This is a genomic window from Bradyrhizobium sp. Rc3b (assembly GCF_900114915.1).
Lineage (GTDB): Bacteria > Pseudomonadota > Alphaproteobacteria > Rhizobiales > Xanthobacteraceae > Bradyrhizobium.
In genome coordinates this window covers 298,540-316,863 of the sequence record NZ_FOUS01000005.1, presented here as the reverse complement: position 1 = coordinate 316,863, position 18,324 = coordinate 298,540, and the positions used below count along the sequence as shown (strand labels likewise).

The window sequence follows — 18,324 nt, the reverse complement described above, 5'->3', positions numbered from 1 at the left end:
AATTTTATCTGAATTGTCCAAGAAGCCATTTACTTCTGTCGGGTAAACAGACGGCCATGGGGAGGCGGCCAGCAAGAGCCGCCGCAACACCAACGATAACAAAGCGAGCCAGCCATGTCGGTAAGGTCTAAGGTCATTGACGCGATCCAGCAGATCGCCAAAGAGCAGCACGTCACGCTTCCCGCGCTCTCGGACGATCTGTCGCTGCACGAGACGGGTTTCGACTCGCTCGCCTTCGCCATCCTGGTCGCGCGCCTCGAGGACGAGACCGGCGTCGACCCCTTCACCATCTCCGAGGACGCAGCGTTTCCCGCCACGGTGGGCGATTTCGTGCGGGCCTACGAAAATGTCCCCGCGTGAGATCTTTGCGCTTCGCGACCATCTCGGCGCGGAGCTGACCGGCCGTACGCTGTCGGACGCGCAAACCTGCATGTCGCTGACCGATATCCTGTCGCAGTCGGTCCTGGGCGGCCGCCTGCGCGAATTGTCCGGCCGCTCCGTGCTGCTCAAATTGTCCGACCAGCTCCGGTCGGGTCTTGCCATGATCGAGCTCGACGGCATCGCCCGTCGCATGCTGCTGTGCCCGCCCGATCTCAATCCGTCGCATCTCGAGGCATTGATCGCCGATGCCGAGATCGACGCCGTCGTGACCGACGAATCCGATCGCTGGGCCGGGACTGGCGTCCCGCTCATCGTCACCGCGCAATTGCCGCTCGAAGCCACCGCGCCGGCCAAGACCGAACGCGCGACGGAATGGCTGATGCTCACCTCGGGCACTTCAGGCGTGCCGAAGATCGCCGGCCACACGCTGGAGGCGCTGACCGGTGCGATCGTTGCCGAAGGCACCGCGCGCGGCCCGGCGCCGGTCTGGGCGACCTTCTATGACATCCGCCGCTATGGCGGCCTGCAAATCTTCCTCCGCGCCGTCCTTTCCGGCGGCTCGATGGTGCTGTCCGATCCCCATGAGACGCTCGGTGATCACGTCGCGCGGCTGAAGGCGCGCGGCGTCTCGCACATCTCCGGCACGCCCTCGCACTGGCGCAAGCTCCTGATGAGCGGTTCGGCCGCGCAGTTCGCCCCCGCTTACGTCCGCCTCTCCGGTGAGATCGCCGACCAGGCGGTGCTCGACGGGCTGAAGGCGGCATTCCCCAATTCCTCCGTCGGTCACGCCTATGCCTCGACCGAAGCCGGCGTCGGCTTTGCCGTCAATGACGGGTTGGAAGGCTTTCCGGCCGACTATCTCGGCAATCGCAACGGCGTCGAGATGAAAGTGGTCGAGGGGTCGCTGCGTATCCGTTCGACGCGCACCGCGCATGCCTATGTCGGCCGCAATGCTGCCGCGCTCACCGATGACGACGGATTTGTCGACAGCGGCGACATCGTCGAGCTGCGCGGCGAGCGCTACTATTTCGTCGGCCGCCGCGGCGGCATCATCAATATCGGCGGACTGAAGGTCCACCCCGAAGAAATCGAGGCGGTCATCAACCGCCATCCCGACGCGCGGATGTCGCGGGCCAAATCGCGCAAGAGCCCGATCACCGGCGGCATCGTGGTCGCCGATGTGATCCTCACCGAGGGCACCGATCCCGCCCGCGCGAAAGAGATCCGCGACCAGATCCTGGAGCGGTGCCGCGCGCAGCTCGCGTCCCACAAGGTGCCGGCGGTGATCCGCTTCGTCGAGGCGCTCGACGTCACCCCGGCCGGAAAACTGGCGCGCACCGATGCATAATGTCCTCGTCACCGGCGGCAGCCGCGGCATCGGCCTTGCGATCGGCAAGCGCCTCTCCGGCGCCGGATACAACGTGGTCGCGGCCGCCCGGCGCGAGAGCGAAGAGCTCAAGGCCGCGATTGCGGAGTCCGAAGGGCGCCTGCATTTCCGCGCCTGCGACCTTGCCGTGATCGACGCCATTCCGGCTTTTGCAAAACTCGTGCGCGACGAGTTCGGCCCGACCTACGGCCTCGTCAACAATGCCGGCCTCGGCACCGAAGGCCTGCTCGCCACCATGCATAATTCCGAGATCGAGGCACTGGTGCAGCTCAACGTGCTGTCGCCGATCATCCTCACCAAATATGTCGCGCGGCAGATGATGGCCGACGGCGCGGGCCGCATCGTCAACATCTCCTCGATCATCGCGACCACCGGCTATAACGGCCTGTCCGTCTATGGCGCGACCAAGGCGGCTGCCACCGGCTTCACCCGCTCGCTGGCGCGCGAGGTCGGCAAGCTCGGCATCACCGTGAACGCGATCGCGCCGGGCTTCATCGATACCGAGCTCACGCACAATCTGTCCGACGAGGCGCGCAAGCGCATCGCCGGCCGCAGCGCGCTGCGCCGCCTGCCGGAGACGGACGACGTCGCGCGCATGGTAGAATATCTCTTGGGCGAAGGCGGCCGCAACGTCACCGGGACGGTGTTTACTGTCGACGCGGGGAATACGGCCTAGGCGGAACTCCGCCGTCATGATTGCGTTGATCCGGCACAATGACATCCAGCCGGATTTGGTCGTAAGATGCCCCGCAATCGATTGGGTTACGTCAATCGATCTGCCCTAATCGACAAGGAGCAGTCCATGACCATGCCCAGCATGACCGCTTCAAATCAGGGCCGGACCGAGCAATCCCGCGCGAAGCAGGACGATGCCCGTTGCCCGCCGATGACGCACCAGAATTCCGGCGGTCATGGTCACGAAATGTACCCGCAGCAATTCGTGCGCCTGGTCGGCTGCCATGATGCGTCTCTCGATAGCTTGCGCAAGCGTCAGGACGAGAAGCTGCATTAGCAGCTCACGTCCGGTGCTTCGGCGGGTCTTTCGGCAGGTCAATCCGCTCATGTGAAAATTCCGGCGGCCCTTCGGTGAGGCGGCGGATGCGGCGGTCGCGTTCGTCCACGGGCAATGCCGGATCGAGCAGCGTCTCGATCTCGTGGACCGCGATCTCTTCGATCCTGGTGGCGTCCGATGCGATCGGATGCGCCGAGGAGTGGACCGGGGGCGCGATCTTCAGGCCCAGCTCGATCAGCTTGCAGATCGCATCCGAGCGGGTCAGTTGATGGGCTTCAGCCCAAGCATCGACGGCTGCCGTCAGTCTTTCGGGCATCTTCACCGCGCTGATCGGGTCGATGCCCGTGCGCCGGCGGACGGGAGAGGTGGAATCCTTGCTGCCGAAGTCTGACACCTGGATCATCCCATGCAACCGTTGGAGCTGGCCAACGATAGCCGTTCTCCCCGGCCGGCCGCTTGATTCCGATCAATGACCCGCTGCGGTATTGCAACGCGGCCTCACCTTGTTGTTGCCGTATCTTGTTGTCCTGGCCCGTTTCGGCCAATGATTGAAAGGGCCGCCGGCCGGCGAACCCGGATCGATCCTGCCACGTATTTGTTTTGCATTCCAACCATCCGGCATCCCCGATGACCTCAGGCGAATCCTTCTATGGCGGCATTCCCGTCTTCCGCGGCTTCACCAGCCTGATGGACCCTGCGCTCTATGTGCCGCTGCCGGACGATTGGAGCATCGGCGTTGCCGATATCGTCGATTCCACCAAGGCGATCGCGGCGCAGCGCTACAAGGCGGTGAACATGGCCGGCGCCGCCGTGATCGCGGCGGTGACGAACGCATTGGAGGGACGCGAATTCCCCTTCGTGTTCGGCGGCGACGGCGCGAGCTTTGCGGTTGCGCCAGGCGACCTCGAACCTGCCCGAGAGGCGCTGGCGGCAACCGCGACCTGGGTGCGGGAAGATCTCGATCTGACGATGCGGGTCGCGCTGGTGCCGGTCAGCGCCATCCGCGCGCAGGGCCTCGACGTGCGCGTCGCGCGCTTCGGGCCGTCGGCTAACCTGTCCTATGCGATGTTCTCGGGCGGCGGGCTCGCCTTCGCCGATGCCGCAATGAAGCGCGGGGAATTTGCCGTGCCGGCAGCGCCGGCGGGCACGCAGCCCGATCTCTCGGGCCTGTCCTGCCGCTTCGAGGTGATACCGGCCTCACGTGGGCTGATCCTCTCGGTTCTGGTGATGCCGGCGCGCGGCGCCGACCCGCATGCCTTCCGCAAGGTGATCGAGGACATTATCCATCTCGTCGAGCGCAGCCCGGACGGCGCCCGCCCGGTGCCGCCGCAGGGACCGCCGCTGAAATGGCCGCCGCAGGGGCTGGAATACGAAGCCCGCACCAGGCGCGGTGGTCCGCTGCTCGCGCGCCGCGCCAGCGTGCTGGCCTATACGCTGTTCGTCTATCTGATCATGCGCTTCGACCTCAACGTCGGCGGCTTCGTGCCCAACGTCTACAGGCGTCAGGTGGTCGAGAACTCGGACTTCAGGAAATTTGACGACGGCCTGCGCATGATCCTCGACTGCACGCCGCAGCTCGAGCGCGCGCTGAGCGACCGTCTGGCGGCGGCTGCGCGCGAGGGTATCGTGCGCTACGGTCTCTACCAGCAGGACGCCGCCATGATGACCTGCTTCACGCCGTCGGCGTTGCGCAGTGATCACGTCCATTTCATCGATGGCGCACGGGGCGGCTACGCCTCGGCGGCGACGGCGCTGAAGGCGATGGTGGCGTGAAGCGTCAGCGTCCCGCCCGCGTCCAGGTCTCGCCGCCGCAGAGCGCGCCGACGCAGCCTTCGACCCGCAGCGAATCCGCTCCCGTCACGGAGATGCTGCTGGCATAGGTACTGCCGTCGTCGGCATTGTAGATCTGGCCGGACCATTTGTTCGGACCTGACGGCTGCATGCCGCTGAACAATGGCAGGCCGATCATCGGGCGCCTGGCGAGCTCGCGATTGGGGTTCTTGCTGTCGGTGGCGGGCTGGCCGGTCGCGGTGTCATAGGGCTCGCGCAGCCAGGCGACGACGCCGCAGATGCCGCCGCCGCACTTGCTGATCTTGACGCGCGCATCACCCGCCTGGGTCAGCCATGTCCCATCGGCGCTCTGCGCATGCGCGGCCGGCGCGCCGAGCAGCGCAGCGAGAAGGACGATGAGAGCAGCGAATCTGGAAGTCATGGAAGAGGCCCCGAAAATGGAGAGCCTCCATAGCAGCCCGGCGGGATAGTGCAACGCTGGCTGGAATCACATTCCTGCGTTCATTTGCCTGCGTTGGGACCTGCGATCATTTGTCCCAGCGCGCGAAGGCGACCGAGGCCGCAGTCGACAGGCCGAACACCGCCATGGCGCCGCCGACCAGCGCGAACAAGGTCCAGGCCGGCGCCTGCGTCATCATGAGGACGACGCCGCCGATCGCGACGATCAGAAGCCGCGCGGTGGAAGCGAGCACGGGGCCGCCGACGCGCGCCGCGCCTTGCGAGGAGAAGTAGAGCGACACGCCGATGCCGAAGAACACGAAGGTCGGGCCGGCCCAGTGGAAATAGCTGTGCGCGGCGGCGGTGACGCCGGGATCGCGCGTGAAGAGTGCGACCCATAGCGATGGAGCGAGCGCGACGGCGAGGCCAATCAGGCCGACCGTCAATCCGGAAGCTGCAGCGGCGGTCCAGGCCACACGCCGCGCGCGCTTCACCTGTCCGGCGCCCATCGCCATGCCGACCATCGGTACCGATGCGATGCCGAAGGCGAAGGTGATTGGGATCAGCAAGAATTCCAGCCGCGAGCCGATGCCGTAGCCGGCCAGCATCTCGGTGCCGAACGTGGCCAGGATCTTGGTGAAGATCAAAATGGTGAGCACGGTCTGGAGCGGCGACAGGCAGGCCACCGCACCAACCTTGAGGATGTCCAGGAACATCGCGCGCTCGAAATGAAACGCGCGAATATTCAGCGGCAGCCGGCTGCGGCCGGACGCGAGATACCAGAGGAAAAAGATCGCGGCGCAGGTGAACGCGATCAACTGGCCGCTGGCGACCCCCGGCATGCCGAAGGGCTTCACGCCGAACAGGCCGAGCCCCAACGTGCCGCCGAGCGCGATCTGGAGCACGCTGGCGCCGATCAGCGTCATCGAGGGCAGGCGCATGTCGCCGGTGCCGCGGATCACCGAGGCGAGCGTGTTGACGAGCCAGATCGCGACCGCGCCGGAGAACAGCACCTGCGAATAGCCGCTGGCCTCCTCGAGCACGCGATCGCGCCCGCCGAGCAGGGTGAAGAAGGAGCGGCCGAAGACGAGCATCATCACCGTGAAGAACAGCCCGCCGCAGAGGCCGATGATGGCGGCATGCAGCGCCAGCGTCGCGGCGCGGTCACGATCCCCTGCGCCGAGCGCGCGGCTGATCGCGGACGAAACGCCGCCGCCCATCGCGCCCGCGCTCATCATCTGCGTCAGCATCGCGAACGGAAACACCAGCGCGATCGCGGCGAGCGGAATGGTGCCGAGCCGGCCGATATAGGAGGTCTCGGCGATCGCAACTAAAGTGCTGCCGACCATCGCGATCATGTTGGGGATCGCGAGCCGCAGCAGCGTGGGCAGGATCGGGGCCGTCAGCAGGCTGGCGATCGGGGAGGCGACCGGCGCAATCGGCGGGACGGCGTCTGCAGGGGCGTCGATCGTCATGTTCACCGGGCGGAATTTTAGATGATGCTCGACATATTATAGGTCGGCCGAGCCCCTGCGGCAGCCCTCACTCCACGCAGGGGTCACCACGGCAGGCCGCATAGGTCGATGGTGCCCAGCGTCGGCGCGCGGACGATGTTGAAGACGTAGGGCGCCATGGCGGTGAAGCGGATCCGCCCCTCCGGCTGCTCGCAATAGACCTCGCCCTTGAAGGGCAGCCAGCTCCGGGTCTCGTAGAACGAAAAATTGTGTGGTTCGCAGAACAGCAGCGCGAAGCGAACGGCCTCATTGGCGCGAATGGTGTGAACCGCCGCGTCGATCGCTACGGTCGCATAGCCGCGACCGCGCCGGTCCTCGCGGGTGCAGACCCCGCCGATGCCGCCGATATGGACCTTCTGCCCGTTCCAGATAACGGTGCGGAAGTAGATGCCGACATGGCAGACGAGACCGTCCTCGGGCGTCTCGATCAGCACGCGCAGGTCGGCATTGGCCCATTTGACGTGAGCCCAGGCCGGCTTCTCCGCTGCGTCTTGAGCCCAGACCGCGCTGAGCAACGGCTCCGCGATCGGCCACGAGGCGTCGCCGTTCAAAATGTCGATCTCGATGCTCATGGATTTGTCTCTCGCAACGCGGCTGCGCGGTTCATTCGTTCTGTCATAACCGGTTCAAAGGCAACGATATTCTTCGGCCGGCGATCGGCCCGGGTTGAATGTCCCTCGGTGCTGCGAAGTTATGCAATCCGGCCAAGCCGTGGCATCACGTCTTTTCGCAAATTCTGAGGTATTTAACGGCGGTGGAACCTTCTATAAGAGTCCCCGTTAAGCCAGTTCCCCATCAGTCGCGGACAACATCCCATGACCTTTACGCTGCCCCCCCTCCCTTACGCCTATGACGCCCTCGGCCAGTTCATGTCGAAGGAGACGCTGGAATTCCACCACGACAAGCATCATCAGGCCTACGTCACCAACGGCAACAACGCGCTCAAGGGGACCGAATGGGAAGGCAAGTCCCTTGAAGAGATCGTCAAGGGCTCGTTCGGCAAGAACCCCGCGGTGTTCAACAATGCCGGCCAGCACTACAACCACATCCACTTCTGGAGCTGGATGAAGCCCAATGGCGGCGGCACCAAGCTGCCGGGCAAGATCGAGAAGAAGATCAACGAGGACCTCGGCGGCTTCGAGAAGTTCAAGACCGACTTCCAGGCGGCCGGCGTCGGCCAGTTCGGCTCCGGCTGGTGCTGGCTCCAGGTCAAGAACGGCAAGCTCGAGATCTCCAAGACCCCGAACGGCGAGAATCCGCTGGTGCATGGCGCCACCCCGATCCTCGGCTGCGACGTCTGGGAGCACTCCTATTACATCGACTACCGCAACCGCCGCCCCGATTATCTCAAGGCGTTCGTCGAGAACCTCGTGAACTGGGAATACGTCGAGTCCCTGCTCGAGAAGGCGTAAGGCCTCGTTGTCATTCCGGGGCGCCCGCAGGGCGAACCCGGAATCCAGAAGTTGTGGCGCGAGATTCCGGGCTCGCACTTCGTGCGCCCCGGAATGACAGAAAACAAAAGGCGGTCGCTCGCGCGGCCGCCTTTTTGCTGTGCGGAATTGCCCTGCGTGGCGCGCGCACCGGTCTGTCATCGTACTGTTTGCATCGAATGGACGCCGCCCTTAATCAGGAACGGCATCACCCTCGAGCGACCGAGCCCGTTGTCAGAACCTTCCCCGAAGAACCCGGCGCCTGCCGAGGACGCGGAGTCCGAACCGCGGCCGGGGCGGGTCCGCAAGCCGATCGGCTGGTCGACGATCATCATCGCCGCGCTGGTCGCGGTGAGTGCGACCTTGGTCTGGCGGCGTGACGGCACCGACGGTGTTCTCGACATTCTGACCCACGATCTGTCGCTATTCTCAGGCATCCTGCCGCGCGTGCTCGCCGGCTGCCTGCTCGGGGCCTTCATCTCGGAGATCCTGCCGCACGAAAAGGTCTCGCGCTCGCTCGGACCGAAATCCGGCCTGATGGGGCTGCTGATCGGCACCGCCTTCGGCGCGATCCTGCCGGGCGGTCCCTTCACTGCCTATCCCGTGGCGAGTGCGCTGCTCGCAGTCGGCGCCGATTTCGGCGCCACCATCGCCATGGTCGTGAGCTGGACCCTGATCGGCTATGGCCGGGCGGTGGCCTGGGAAATCCCGATCATGGGCACCGACTTCACGCTGTGGCGGATTCTGATTTCGCTGCCGCTGCCGGTACTCGCCGGTGCGCTCGGCCGCTTCGTCTATGTCCGGCTCTATCCGAAGCGCGAAAGCGACGAGGACGCGGCATGAGCGCCGCGCTTTTCATCGACATCCTGTTGTGGGGCTCGGTGTTCGGCGTCGGCCTGATCGCCTTTCGCCGCGGCCCGCCTGTGTTCAAGGCCTCGCTGCGCGAAGGCGCGATGGATTTCATCAACATCGTGCCGCGCATCGCGCTGGGTGTGATCGGCTCCGGCTACATCGCCGCGATCATCCCGCAGGAGGTGATCACCGGCTGGCTCGGGCCGGACAGCGGCTGGCTCGGGGTTGCGACCGCCGTGGTCGCCGGCGCCGCAACGCCGGGCGGGCCCGTGATCGGCTTCTCCATCGGCACAGTGGCGCTGAAGTCGGGCGGCGGGGTGCCGCAGGTGGTGGCCTATGTCGTTGCCTGGGCCCTGTTCGCCTTCCAGCGGGTGATCTTGTGGGAAATCCCGTTCATGCCGGCCCGTTTCGTCTGGTTCCGCTGCGCCGTGTCGGTGCCGTTTCCTTTCGTGGCAGCTGCCATCGCGATGGTGATCGGCAAGCCGTGAGCCCGGCGTGGACAGGGGTTATGTTATAATATAACGTTCCGAAATGGTTCCCGCCGCGTCCCACGCCCACCATCACGACCATGCCCATGGCCATTCTCATGACCACGCGCATTCGCATGGGCACGACCACACCCACGCCCATGTCCACGACGCGGCCTCGCCGCATCCGGCCCAGGCGGCGCCCTGGTCGATCCTGCGCATGACCATGGCGGCGCGCCTTGGGGCCGCGCTCGCCGTCTGTGCCGTGCTCTGGGGCGTGGTCTTCCTGGCGATGAGGTGACGATGGCGGCGCTCCACTTTCACAATGTGACGCTCGGCTATGACCGGCATCCGGCCGTGCACCATCTCAACGGTGAGGTTGCGCGGGGCGCGCTGGTCGCCGTGATCGGCCCGAATGGCGCCGGCAAGTCGACCCTGCTGCGCGGCATCGTCGGCATCCTCCGGCCGCTCGACGGCAGCATCCATCTCGGCGGGCTCGACTCTCGCGATATCGCCTATCTGCCGCAGAGCGCGGAGATCGACCGCAGCTTCCCGATCTCGGTGTTCGACTTCGTCGGCACCGGGCTGTGGCGCGGGACTGGCCTGTTCGGCGGCATCGGCAAGGCCGCGCGCGGGAAGATCTTGCGCGCGATCGCCTCCGTCGGCCTCAATGGTTTCGAGAACCGCCCGATCGGCACGCTCTCGGGTGGCCAGATGCAGCGCGTGCTGTTCGCGCGCGTGCTGCTGCAGGACGCTTCGCTCATAGTGCTGGACGAGCCCTTCAACGCCATCGACAGCAAGACCACGACCGACCTGCTCGCGCTGGTCAAGCACTGGCACGGTGAGGGCCGCACCGTGCTCGCCGCGCTGCACGACATGGAGATGGTGCGCAACCATTTCACCGAGACGCTGGTGCTGGCGCGCGGCCCCGTGGCGTGGGGACCGACGGTGGAGGTGCTGACGCCGGAAAACCTGCTGGTGGCGATGCGGATGTGCGAGGCGTTCGACGACAGCGCCGCGGCCTGCGCCGCCGACGATACCCGCTCGCGGGCGGCGTGATCACCGATGCTCTACGACACGCTGGTCGGTCCCTTCATCGAATTCGAGTTCATGCGGCGGGCGCTGGCCGCCGTGATCGCATTGTCGCTGGCCGGTGCGCCGATCGGCGTCTTCCTGATGCTGCGGCGGATGAGCCTCGTCGGCGATGCCATGGCGCATGCGATCCTGCCCGGCGCGGCGGTCGGCTTCCTGCTCTCCGGGCTCAATCTGTTCGCGATGACGGCCGGCGGGCTGATCGCAGGCTTTGCCGTCGCGATCCTCGCCGGCGTCGTCGCGCGCTCGACCGGGCTGAAGGAGGACGCTTCGCTCGCGACCTTCTATCTGGCCTCGCTGGCGCTCGGCGTCACCATCGTCTCGATCAAGGGCACCAATATCGACCTGCTCCACGTGCTGTTCGGCAACATCCTCGCGATGGACGACCAGACCCTGCTGGTGGTGGCCTTCAACGCCACCGTGACGCTGCTGGTGCTCGCCGTGATCTACCGCCCGCTGGTGATCGAGAGCGTCGATCCCTTGTTCTTGCGGACAGTCAGCCGCGCCGGTGGTCCCGCGCATCTCGCCTTCCTGGCGCTGGTCGTGATCAACCTCGTCAATGGCTTTCAGGCCCTTGGCACGCTGCTTGCGGTCGGCCTGATGATCCTGCCGGCGGGTATCGCGCGGTTCTGGTCACGCGATCTCACCGTCATGATCTGCATCGCGGTGGTCGCTGCCGCGGCTTCCGGCTATGCCGGCCTCGTGCTGTCGTTCCAGACCCGTGTGCCGTCAGGCCCTGCGGTCATTCTCGTGGCGACGGTGCTCTACATCGTCTCCGTGCTGTTCGGCCGCGTCGGCGGCATAGTCCGGCAGATGTTTCCCGGCCGGCATCTGGAAGCGTGACGGGCGATGCGCTTCCTTCTGTTCCTTGCCTTGCTGACCATCGCCTCGCCGTTGCAGGCCGCGGAACGGCTCAACGTCATTGCGAGCTTCTCGATCCTCGGCGACTTCGTCCGTAACGTCGGGGGAGATCGGGCCAACGTTACGACGCTGGTCGGCCCCGACAGCGACGTCCACGTCTACACGCCGGCGCCAGCCGATGCGAAGCGGGTCGCGGAGGCGAAGCTCGTCATCGTCAATGGGCTCGGGCTGGAGGGCTGGCTGCCGCGTCTCGTGCAGTCCGCAGGGAGCAAGGCCGTGGTGGTCACCGCGAGCGCCGGCATCGTGCCGCTGAAGCTCGGTTCGGCCGCCGACCCCCACGCCTGGCAGTCGGTCCCCAACGCCAAGGTCTACGTGACCGATATCGCCAATGCGCTGGCGGCGGCCGCCCCGGATGATGCGGAGTTCTTCCGGGTCCAGGCAAAAGCCTATCTGGAAAAGCTCGAAACGCTCGACCGCGAGGTCCGCGAGGCCGTGGCGAAAATCCCGCCAGAGCGGCGCAAGGTGATCTCGACCCATGACGCCTTCGGCTATTTTTCCGCCGAATACGGTATCCAGTTCATCGCCCCCCTGGGGGTCTCCACCGAAACCGAGCCGAGCGCACGCGACATCGCGGCCATCATCGGCCAGATCAAGGCCCAAAAAATACCGGCCGTGTTCCTGGAAAATATCAGCGACGACCGGCTGATCCGGCGGATCGCGGCCGAGACCGGCTCAAAAGTCGGCGGGACCCTGATTTCGGACGGTTTGACCGGCGAAAAGGGGCCTGCACCCACTTACATTGATATGGTCAGGCACAATATAAAGGCGCTGACCAGCGCGCTTGACCACTAGGGCAGGGGCCACCCCGCCTCGCGTCGCGCGAAAAGCCCGAAGTCCGGAGTTGTTATGTCTGAAGCGACCTCTCAGAAAATTCCCGTGACCGTCCTGACCGGCTATCTCGGTGCCGGCAAGACCACGCTCCTGAACCGCATCCTGTCGGAGAATCACGGTAAGAAATACGCCGTCATCGTCAACGAATTCGGCGAGATCGGCATCGACAACGACCTCATCATCGGCGCCGATGAGGAAGTGTTCGAGATGAATAATGGCTGCATCTGCTGCACCGTGCGCGGTGACCTCGTGCGCATCATGGACGGCCTGATGAAGCGCAAGGGCAAGTTCGACGCCATCATCGTCGAGACCACCGGCCTTGCCGATCCGGCGCCGGTCGCCCAGACCTTCTTCGTCGACGAGGACGTGCAGAAGAATGCGCGGCTCGATGCCGTGGTCACGGTGGCCGACGCCAAATGGCTGTCCGATCGGCTCAAGGACGCGCCCGAGGCCAAGAACCAGATCGCCTTTGCCGACGTCATCGTGCTGAACAAGACCGATCTCGTCAGCAAGGGCGAGCTTGCCGAGGTCGAAGCCCGCATCCGCGGCATCAATCCCTATGCGAAACTCCACCGCACCGAGCGCTGCTCGGTGGCCCTGGCCGACGTGCTCGACCGCGGCGCCTTCGATCTCGACCGCATCCTCGACATCGAGCCGGACTTCCTGGAGGCCGACGATCATGACCACGACCATGATCACCACCATCACGGCCACGATCACCACCACCATGATCACGGTCACGGCCTGAAGCACTATCACGACGAGGACATGCAGTCGCTGTCGCTCAAGACCGACAAGCCGCTCGATCCGAACGTGTTCATGCCCTGGCTGCAGAATTTGGTGCAGGTCGAGGGCGGCAAGATCCTGCGCTCCAAGGGCATCCTCGCCTTCCACGACGACGACGACCGCTACGTCTTCCAGGGCGTCCACATGATGCTGGAGGGTGACCACCAGCGGAAGTGGAAGGAGGGCGAGCCGCGCGAGAGCCGCCTCGTCTTCATCGGTCGCGAATTGCCGGAAGAAACCATCCGCAAGGGTTTTGAGAGCTGCATCGTCTCGTGATGAAAGAGTTTTCGCCGGCCCCCGATTCCGCCTCGATCGTCTCCGTCACCGATCGCGTCAAGCCTGTTACGCTCGGCATGGGCGTGACCTCGGTGCATTTCCTCAGGGATCGCGCCGCCTTCGTCGGCGGCGAGGAGAATGTCGCGTTCGTCGATGACAAGGGTAAGATCAGCACGGTCACTGTTCACAGCGGCGGCATTCTCTCCACCGCTTGCGACGGCAAGCGCCTGGTGATGGGCGGCGACGACGGCAAGGTCGTCTCGCTCGACGCCAAGGGCGAGGTGACGCTGCTCGCCACCGATCCCAAGCGACGCTGGATCGATGCGGTGGCGCTGCACGCGGACGGCTCCTACGCCTGGTCGGCCGGCAAGACGGCTTTCGTCAAGAGCGGCAAGTCCGAAGAGAAGTCGCTCGAGGTGCCCTCGACCGTCGGTGGGCTTGCGTTCGCGCCCAAGGGACTCCGGCTCGCAATCGCCCATTACAATGGCGCGACGCTGTGGTTTCCGAACATGGCGGGATCAGCCGAATTCCTGCCCTGGGCCGGCTCGCATCTCGGCGTCACCTTCAGCCCGGACAACAAATTCCTGGTCACCACCATGCACGAGGCGGCGCTGCATGGCTGGCGGCTTGCCGACAACAGGCATATGCGGATGACCGGCTATCCCGGCCGCGTCCGCTCGATGTCCTGGAGCGCGGGCGGCAAGGGGCTCGCGACCTCGGGCGCCGACACCGTCATCATTTGGCCGTTCGCCAGCAAGGATGGCCCGATGGGCAAGGAGCCCGCGATGCTCGCGCCGCTGCAGGCGCGGGTGTCGGTGGTCGCCTGCCATCCGAAGAACGACATCCTCGCCGCCGGCTACAGCGACGGCACCGTGCTGATGGTGCGGCTGGAGGATGGCGCCGAGATCCTGGTCCGCCGCAACGGCACGCCCCCTGTCGCAGCGATCGCCTGGAATGCGAAAGGCACGCTGCTCGCTTTCGCCGATGAAAATGGGGACGGCGGGCTTCTCGAGCTTTAATTCGTCATGGTTCCGGCCGTAGGGTGGGCAAAGGCGCCCTTGCGTCGTGCCCACGATTTCTCTCAGCGAAGCAAAAGTGATGGGCACGTCGCGCGAAGAGCGCGCCTTTGCCCACCCTACCGCGGCTGACATTCATGCGATTTCTGACGACCTTCCAGCTTGCTGATTTCCTCGACACGCTGGTCAGCCTGACCACGGCCTTCGTGCTGGGCACGCTGATCGGTGCCGAGCGGCAATATCGCCAGCGTACCGCGGGCCTGCGCACCAATGTGCTGGTCGCGGTCGGCGCGGCCGCCTTCGTCGATCTCGCCATGCAGCTGGACGGCGCCGACGGCGCGGTGCGGGTCATCGCCTATGTCGTCTCGGGCATCGGCTTCCTCGGCGCCGGTGTCATCATGAAGCAAGGCATGGACGTGCGCGGGCTCAACACCGCTGCGACGCTATGGGCTTCGGCCGCGGTCGGCTCCTGCGCCGGTGCCGATATGATCGCGCAGGCTGCAGCGCTGACCGTGTTCGTGATCGCCGGCAACACCATGCTGCGCCCCCTGGTCAACGCCATCAACCGCATCCCGCTGAACGAGAAGGCGCTGGAGGCGACCTATTATTTCAAGCTCGCGGTCGCCGCCGACGCACTGCCCGACATGCGCGACCGCCTCGTCGACAAGCTCGAAGGTGCGAAATATCCGGTGGCGGGTATCGAGGTCGTCGAGCTCGGCGAGGATATGCTGGAGATTGTCGCCAAGCTGGTCGCCAGCGCGGTCGACCCGAACGAGCTGAACGCGGCGGCGACCGATCTCCAGCATCTGCCCGGCGTCCGCCACGCGACGTGGGAAGTCAGCACGACGGAGTGAGCGCGGCGTTTTGGCGCGCAGGCTGCAGTTCCCCCTCGCCGGGAACGGAACCCTGGTCGGGCAATTTCGTTGATCCCGCGGACAAAGGCGGTGATCGACATGACAGTCAATGACAAGCGCAGACTGAAACTCGACCTTCTGATCGCCTGTTCGCTGTTCGCAGCAGGTGTCGTTATATCGGGCATATCGATCGCGCAGATCCGCGCCGAGAGCCGGATGCAGCTGGCGCAGGCGACACCGCCGCTTCAGGGCACGCCCTCTGACGAGCAGAGCAAGGTGCCCGCGGAAGCCAAGCCGGGCGGCGACCGGCCGACCACGCCGGCCCCCGAGCCGGCGCGGCCTGAGCCGCAGACACAAGGCGCGGCGACCAAGCCGGCACTGCCGCCGGCACCGGCCGAGAAGATCGCGCCGCCGATCGAGAAGAAGTAGCTGTCTGATAGACCAACGGTGTCATCGTCCGCGAAGGCGGACGATCCAGTATTTTCAGAGACCGTAGTGATTGAACCGAGACGCCGCGGCGTACTGGATGCCCCGCCTTCGCGGGGCATGACAGCTGTGGTGGGGCCGAAGCCCGCGCCCCTCAGCGCACCAGAATGTTCTTGAACTGCCAGGGATCGCTGGTGTCGATGTCTTCCGGAAACAGTCCCGGACGATCCGTCAGCGGCGTCCAGTCGGTGTAGAACCCCTTCACTGGGCCGAGATAGGGCAGCTGGATTTCCAACAGGCGATCGAAATCCATCTCGTCGGCTTCGACGATGCCTTCCTTCGGGTTCTCCAGCGCCCACACCATGCCGCCGAGCACGGCAGAGGTCACCTGCAGGCCGGTGGCATTCTGATAGGGTGCGAGCGCGCGGGTCTCTTCGATGGAGAGCTGCGAGCCGTACCAGTAGGCATTGTTGTCGTGGCCGAACAGCAGCACGCCGAGTTCGTCGATGCCGTCCACGATCTCGTTCTCGTCGAGGATGTGGTGCTTCTCCTGCATCTTCGCGGCGCGGCCGAACATCTCGTGCAGTGACAGCACGGCATCGTCGGCGGGGTGATAGGCATAGTGGCAGGTCGGCCGGTAGATCGCCTTGCCCGATGCGTCGCGCACCGTGAAGTAGTCGGCGATCGAGATCGACTCGTTGTGGGTGACGAGGAAGCCATATTGCGCGCCGCGGGTCGGGCACCAGGTGCGCACGCGCGTGTTGGCGCCGGGCTGCATCAGGTAGATGGCAGCGCCGCAGCCAGCTTCGTGGGTCCGCGCGTTCTCGGGCATCCATTTTTCATGGGTGCCCCAGCCGAGCTCTGACGGCTGCACGCCTTCCGACAGGAAGCCTTCGACCGACCAAGTGTTGACGAACACGTCGGGCTCTTTCGGCTTCTTCGAGCGCTGGGTGTCGCGTTCGGCAATGTGAATGCCCTTGATGCCGGCCTGCCGCATCAAATCCGCCCATTCGGCCTTGGTCTTCGGCTTGGGGGCATTGAGCTTCAGATCGGCGGCGACGTTGAGGAGCGCCTGCTTGACGAAAAAGGAGACCATACCGGGATTGGCGCCGCAGCAGGAGACCGCCGTGGTCGAGCCCGCGGGACGCGCGCGCTTGGCCGCCAGCGTGGCTTCGCGCAGGGCGTAATTGGAGCGCGCTTCCGGACCCTTCGAGGAGTCGAAATAGAAGCCTAGCCAGGGCTCGTTGACGGTGTCGATGTAGAGCGCGCCGAGCTCGTTGCAGAGCTCCATGATGTCGGTGGAGCCAGTGTCGACCGATAGATTGACGCAAAAGCCCTGGCCGCCGCCTTCGGTCAGCAGCGGGGTCAGCAACTCGCGGTAATTGTCCCGGGTCACGGCCTTCTGGATGAAGCGCACATTGTGCTTTTCGCAATGCGCCTTGCGGCCCTCGTCCTTGGGATCAATCACGGTGACGCGGGACTTGTCGTAGTCGAGATGCCGCTCGATCAGCGGCAACGTGCCTTTGCCGATGGAGCCGAAGCCGACCATGACGATGGGACCGGTGATCTTCGCGTAGATCTGCGAGGCGGGGCTCATGGGATGGTTTTCTCCGGAACGTGCTGGCAAACAAATGGTGAGGGGTGGATCAGGCGCTGCGGCGCTTGTCAGACGCTGCGGCGCTTGGCGGTGACTTCGATCTCGACCTTCATCTCGGGCTTGGCGAGGGCGCTGACGACCAGCAACGTCGCCGCCGGCCTGATGTCACCGAGGACCTCGCCGCAGACGGCGAAGTGGGCGTCGATGTAGCTGGCGTCGGTGACGTAGTAGGTCGCACGGACAATATCGGCCATCTCGAATCCGCCCTCTTTCAGGACAGCTTCGATGGTCTTGAAGCAGTTGCGTGACTGGCTCGTGACATCGGCCGGCATCGTCATCGTGGTGTAGTCATAGCCCGTGGTTCCCGCGACGAAGGCGAAATCGCCGTCGATCACGGCGCGGCTGTAGCCGACGGTCTTCTCGAGGGGAGAGCCGGTGGAGATGAGGCGACGGGACATGCTTCGGACCTCGACTGAAAGGCGTGTTTCGCGGGGTTAAAGGGCGTTTCTCGAGCCTGCGCAACCCCGAAAGATCAGGCGTCAGGACGGCGCAGCCAAGCGTTGCCGCTTTACGCGGCTTCGGTCGTCGCCATCATGGCAATCCCTCAGGCCGCGTGCGCATGGAGGGCGCGAAGGATCCTCCGTTTGGACAGGGGCGCGCCGGTCGGGACGATCATCCCCTCGGCGCCATCGAGCGCACCCGCCTGGAATTCGATCGCGAGCAGCCGGTCGCGCTCGAACGGGCCGGGCAGCGCCAGCGCGCCGGTCTTCTCGCCCGAGAAGCCGAAGCGGGCATAATAGGGGGCATCGCCGAGCAGGATGACGGCTTCATGCCCGCGCGCTCGGGCGGCGGCCAGCGCTTGATGCATCAGCGCGGCGCCGATCCCGAGCTCGCGGCAGGCAGGGTCCACCGCCAGCGGTCCGAGGACCAGAGCGGGCCTGCCTCCGGCGCTGACGTGCCACAGCCGCACGGTTCCCACGAGCTTGCCCTCGCGCACCGCCGACAGGGCAAGGCCTGTGGCGGGCGCGCGTCCGTCGCGCAGGCGCTGGCAGGTGCGGTCATGGCGGTTCTCGCCAAAGCAGGCATCCAGCAGCGCTTCACGGGCGGCGACGTCGACAGCACGTTCCGCACGGATCGCGAACGGAGCGGCTTTCGAGGTGAGGGCGATCTGTGGCTTCCGAAAAGCAGTCATGGCGCGTCAGTCCCCGCTTGAACCGGCGTGCGCGCAGCACGCCTGTCCAAGACGTCGTCAG

Annotated in this window: 23 protein-coding genes; 16 read left to right on the top strand and 7 right to left on the bottom strand. The window is 65.4% G+C overall.

What is annotated here, in order from left to right:
• Positions 1 to 114 precede the first annotated feature (114 nt).
• From BM190_RS14155 to BM190_RS14140, 4 genes are all read left to right on the top strand, one after another.
• Positions 115 to 360: an acyl carrier protein gene (locus tag BM190_RS14155; RefSeq protein WP_008543699.1), complete on the top strand. Its 246-nt coding sequence runs from the start codon at positions 115 to 117 to the stop codon at positions 358 to 360.
• Positions 347 to 1,729 (top strand): class I adenylate-forming enzyme family protein, encoded by a 1,383-nt coding sequence (locus BM190_RS14150; protein ID WP_177237072.1) that lies wholly within the window; start codon positions 347 to 349, stop codon positions 1,727 to 1,729. The genes BM190_RS14155 and BM190_RS14150 overlap by 14 nt, the downstream gene beginning before the upstream one ends.
• Positions 1,722 to 2,444 carry an SDR family NAD(P)-dependent oxidoreductase gene (locus BM190_RS14145; protein WP_092255581.1) on the top strand — a complete coding sequence of 241 codons (723 nt, stop codon included), beginning with the start codon at positions 1,722 to 1,724 and terminating at the stop codon, positions 2,442 to 2,444. Before BM190_RS14150 ends, BM190_RS14145 begins: the two co-directional genes overlap by 8 nt.
• A 126-nt stretch (positions 2,445 to 2,570) precedes the next feature.
• Positions 2,571 to 2,780: a hypothetical protein gene (locus BM190_RS14140; protein WP_092255578.1), complete on the top strand. Its 210-nt coding sequence runs from the start codon at positions 2,571 to 2,573 to the stop codon at positions 2,778 to 2,780.
• A gap of 4 nt (positions 2,781 to 2,784) precedes the next feature.
• Here the strand turns inward: BM190_RS14140 and BM190_RS14135 are convergent, their stop codons facing one another.
• On the bottom strand, positions 2,785 to 3,183 hold the full coding sequence (locus BM190_RS14135) for a hypothetical protein (RefSeq protein ID WP_092255575.1): 399 nt from the start codon (positions 3,181 to 3,183) through the stop codon (positions 2,785 to 2,787).
• Between the two features lie 224 nt (positions 3,184 to 3,407).
• Between BM190_RS14135 and BM190_RS14130 the strand changes: the two genes are divergently transcribed.
• Entirely contained in the window at positions 3,408 to 4,553 is a 1,146-nt protein-coding gene (locus tag BM190_RS14130) for a DUF3095 domain-containing protein (protein WP_092255572.1), read from the top strand.
• A gap of 4 nt (positions 4,554 to 4,557) precedes the next feature.
• Here BM190_RS14130 and BM190_RS14125 read toward each other — a convergent pair whose 3' ends face one another.
• From BM190_RS14125 to BM190_RS14115, 3 genes are all read right to left on the bottom strand, one after another.
• Positions 4,558 to 4,992: a DUF2147 domain-containing protein gene (locus BM190_RS14125; RefSeq protein WP_092255570.1), complete on the bottom strand. Its 435-nt coding sequence runs from the start codon at positions 4,990 to 4,992 to the stop codon at positions 4,558 to 4,560.
• A gap of 106 nt (positions 4,993 to 5,098) precedes the next feature.
• A complete protein-coding gene (locus tag BM190_RS14120; protein WP_177237071.1) occupies positions 5,099 to 6,484 on the bottom strand; it encodes an MATE family efflux transporter in 1,386 nt (461 codons plus the stop codon).
• Between the two features lie 83 nt (positions 6,485 to 6,567).
• Positions 6,568 to 7,095, bottom strand: coding sequence for a GNAT family N-acetyltransferase (locus BM190_RS14115; protein WP_092255562.1), 528 nt, complete (start codon positions 7,093 to 7,095; stop codon positions 6,568 to 6,570).
• A gap of 243 nt (positions 7,096 to 7,338) precedes the next feature.
• Here BM190_RS14115 and BM190_RS14110 point away from each other — a divergent pair, with 243 nt between their 5' ends.
• From BM190_RS14110 to BM190_RS40405, 11 genes are all read left to right on the top strand, one after another.
• Positions 7,339 to 7,935 (top strand): superoxide dismutase, encoded by a 597-nt coding sequence (locus tag BM190_RS14110; RefSeq protein WP_018316199.1) that lies wholly within the window; start codon positions 7,339 to 7,341, stop codon positions 7,933 to 7,935.
• A 249-nt stretch (positions 7,936 to 8,184) separates the two neighbouring features.
• Positions 8,185 to 8,796 carry a permease gene (locus BM190_RS14105; RefSeq protein ID WP_026201624.1) on the top strand — a complete coding sequence of 204 codons (612 nt, stop codon included), beginning with the start codon at positions 8,185 to 8,187 and terminating at the stop codon, positions 8,794 to 8,796.
• The gene (locus BM190_RS14100) at positions 8,793 to 9,293 is read left to right on the top strand and encodes a hypothetical protein (RefSeq protein ID WP_092255560.1); all 501 of its coding nucleotides are present in this window, start codon (positions 8,793 to 8,795) and stop codon (positions 9,291 to 9,293) included. Before BM190_RS14105 ends, BM190_RS14100 begins: the two co-directional genes overlap by 4 nt.
• Positions 9,294 to 9,336: 43 nt before the next feature.
• Positions 9,337 to 9,573: a hypothetical protein gene (locus BM190_RS14095; protein ID WP_092255557.1), complete on the top strand. Its 237-nt coding sequence runs from the start codon at positions 9,337 to 9,339 to the stop codon at positions 9,571 to 9,573.
• 2 nt (positions 9,574 to 9,575) lie between these two features.
• Positions 9,576 to 10,331, top strand: a complete 756-nt coding sequence (locus BM190_RS14090; RefSeq protein WP_177237070.1) for a metal ABC transporter ATP-binding protein — start codon at positions 9,576 to 9,578, stop codon at positions 10,329 to 10,331.
• Positions 10,332 to 10,337: 6 nt separating this feature from the next.
• Entirely contained in the window at positions 10,338 to 11,207 is an 870-nt protein-coding gene (locus BM190_RS14085; RefSeq protein ID WP_092255552.1) for a metal ABC transporter permease, read from the top strand.
• Between the two features lie 6 nt (positions 11,208 to 11,213).
• Complete coding sequence (locus BM190_RS14080; RefSeq protein WP_018316193.1) at positions 11,214 to 12,077, top strand: metal ABC transporter solute-binding protein, Zn/Mn family; 864 nt, start codon at positions 11,214 to 11,216, stop codon at positions 12,075 to 12,077.
• Positions 12,078 to 12,131: 54 nt separating this feature from the next.
• Positions 12,132 to 13,178: a CobW family GTP-binding protein gene (locus BM190_RS14075; RefSeq protein ID WP_092255549.1), complete on the top strand. Its 1,047-nt coding sequence runs from the start codon at positions 12,132 to 12,134 to the stop codon at positions 13,176 to 13,178.
• On the top strand, positions 13,178 to 14,197 hold the full coding sequence (locus BM190_RS14070; protein ID WP_177237069.1) for a WD40 repeat domain-containing protein: 1,020 nt from the start codon (positions 13,178 to 13,180) through the stop codon (positions 14,195 to 14,197). The genes BM190_RS14075 and BM190_RS14070 overlap by 1 nt, the downstream gene beginning before the upstream one ends.
• Before the next feature lie 134 nt (positions 14,198 to 14,331).
• Entirely contained in the window at positions 14,332 to 15,048 is a 717-nt protein-coding gene (locus BM190_RS14065) for an MgtC/SapB family protein (protein ID WP_092255543.1), read from the top strand.
• Positions 15,049 to 15,147: 99 nt separating this feature from the next.
• Positions 15,148 to 15,477 (top strand): hypothetical protein, encoded by a 330-nt coding sequence (locus tag BM190_RS40405; RefSeq protein WP_026201622.1) that lies wholly within the window; start codon positions 15,148 to 15,150, stop codon positions 15,475 to 15,477.
• A gap of 151 nt (positions 15,478 to 15,628) precedes the next feature.
• Here BM190_RS40405 and BM190_RS14055 read toward each other — a convergent pair whose 3' ends face one another.
• The 3 genes from BM190_RS14055 to BM190_RS14045 all read right to left on the bottom strand — a co-directional run bounded on the left by BM190_RS14055 (position 15,629) and on the right by BM190_RS14045 (position 18,263).
• On the bottom strand, positions 15,629 to 17,071 hold the full coding sequence (locus tag BM190_RS14055) for a homospermidine synthase (protein ID WP_092255541.1): 1,443 nt from the start codon (positions 17,069 to 17,071) through the stop codon (positions 15,629 to 15,631).
• 68 nt (positions 17,072 to 17,139) lie between these two features.
• Positions 17,140 to 17,529 carry a RidA family protein gene (locus BM190_RS14050; RefSeq protein ID WP_092255538.1) on the bottom strand — a complete coding sequence of 130 codons (390 nt, stop codon included), beginning with the start codon at positions 17,527 to 17,529 and terminating at the stop codon, positions 17,140 to 17,142.
• A gap of 146 nt (positions 17,530 to 17,675) precedes the next feature.
• Entirely contained in the window at positions 17,676 to 18,263 is a 588-nt protein-coding gene (locus BM190_RS14045; RefSeq protein WP_092255536.1) for a GNAT family N-acetyltransferase, read from the bottom strand.
• Positions 18,264 to 18,324: the final 61 nt, after the last annotated feature.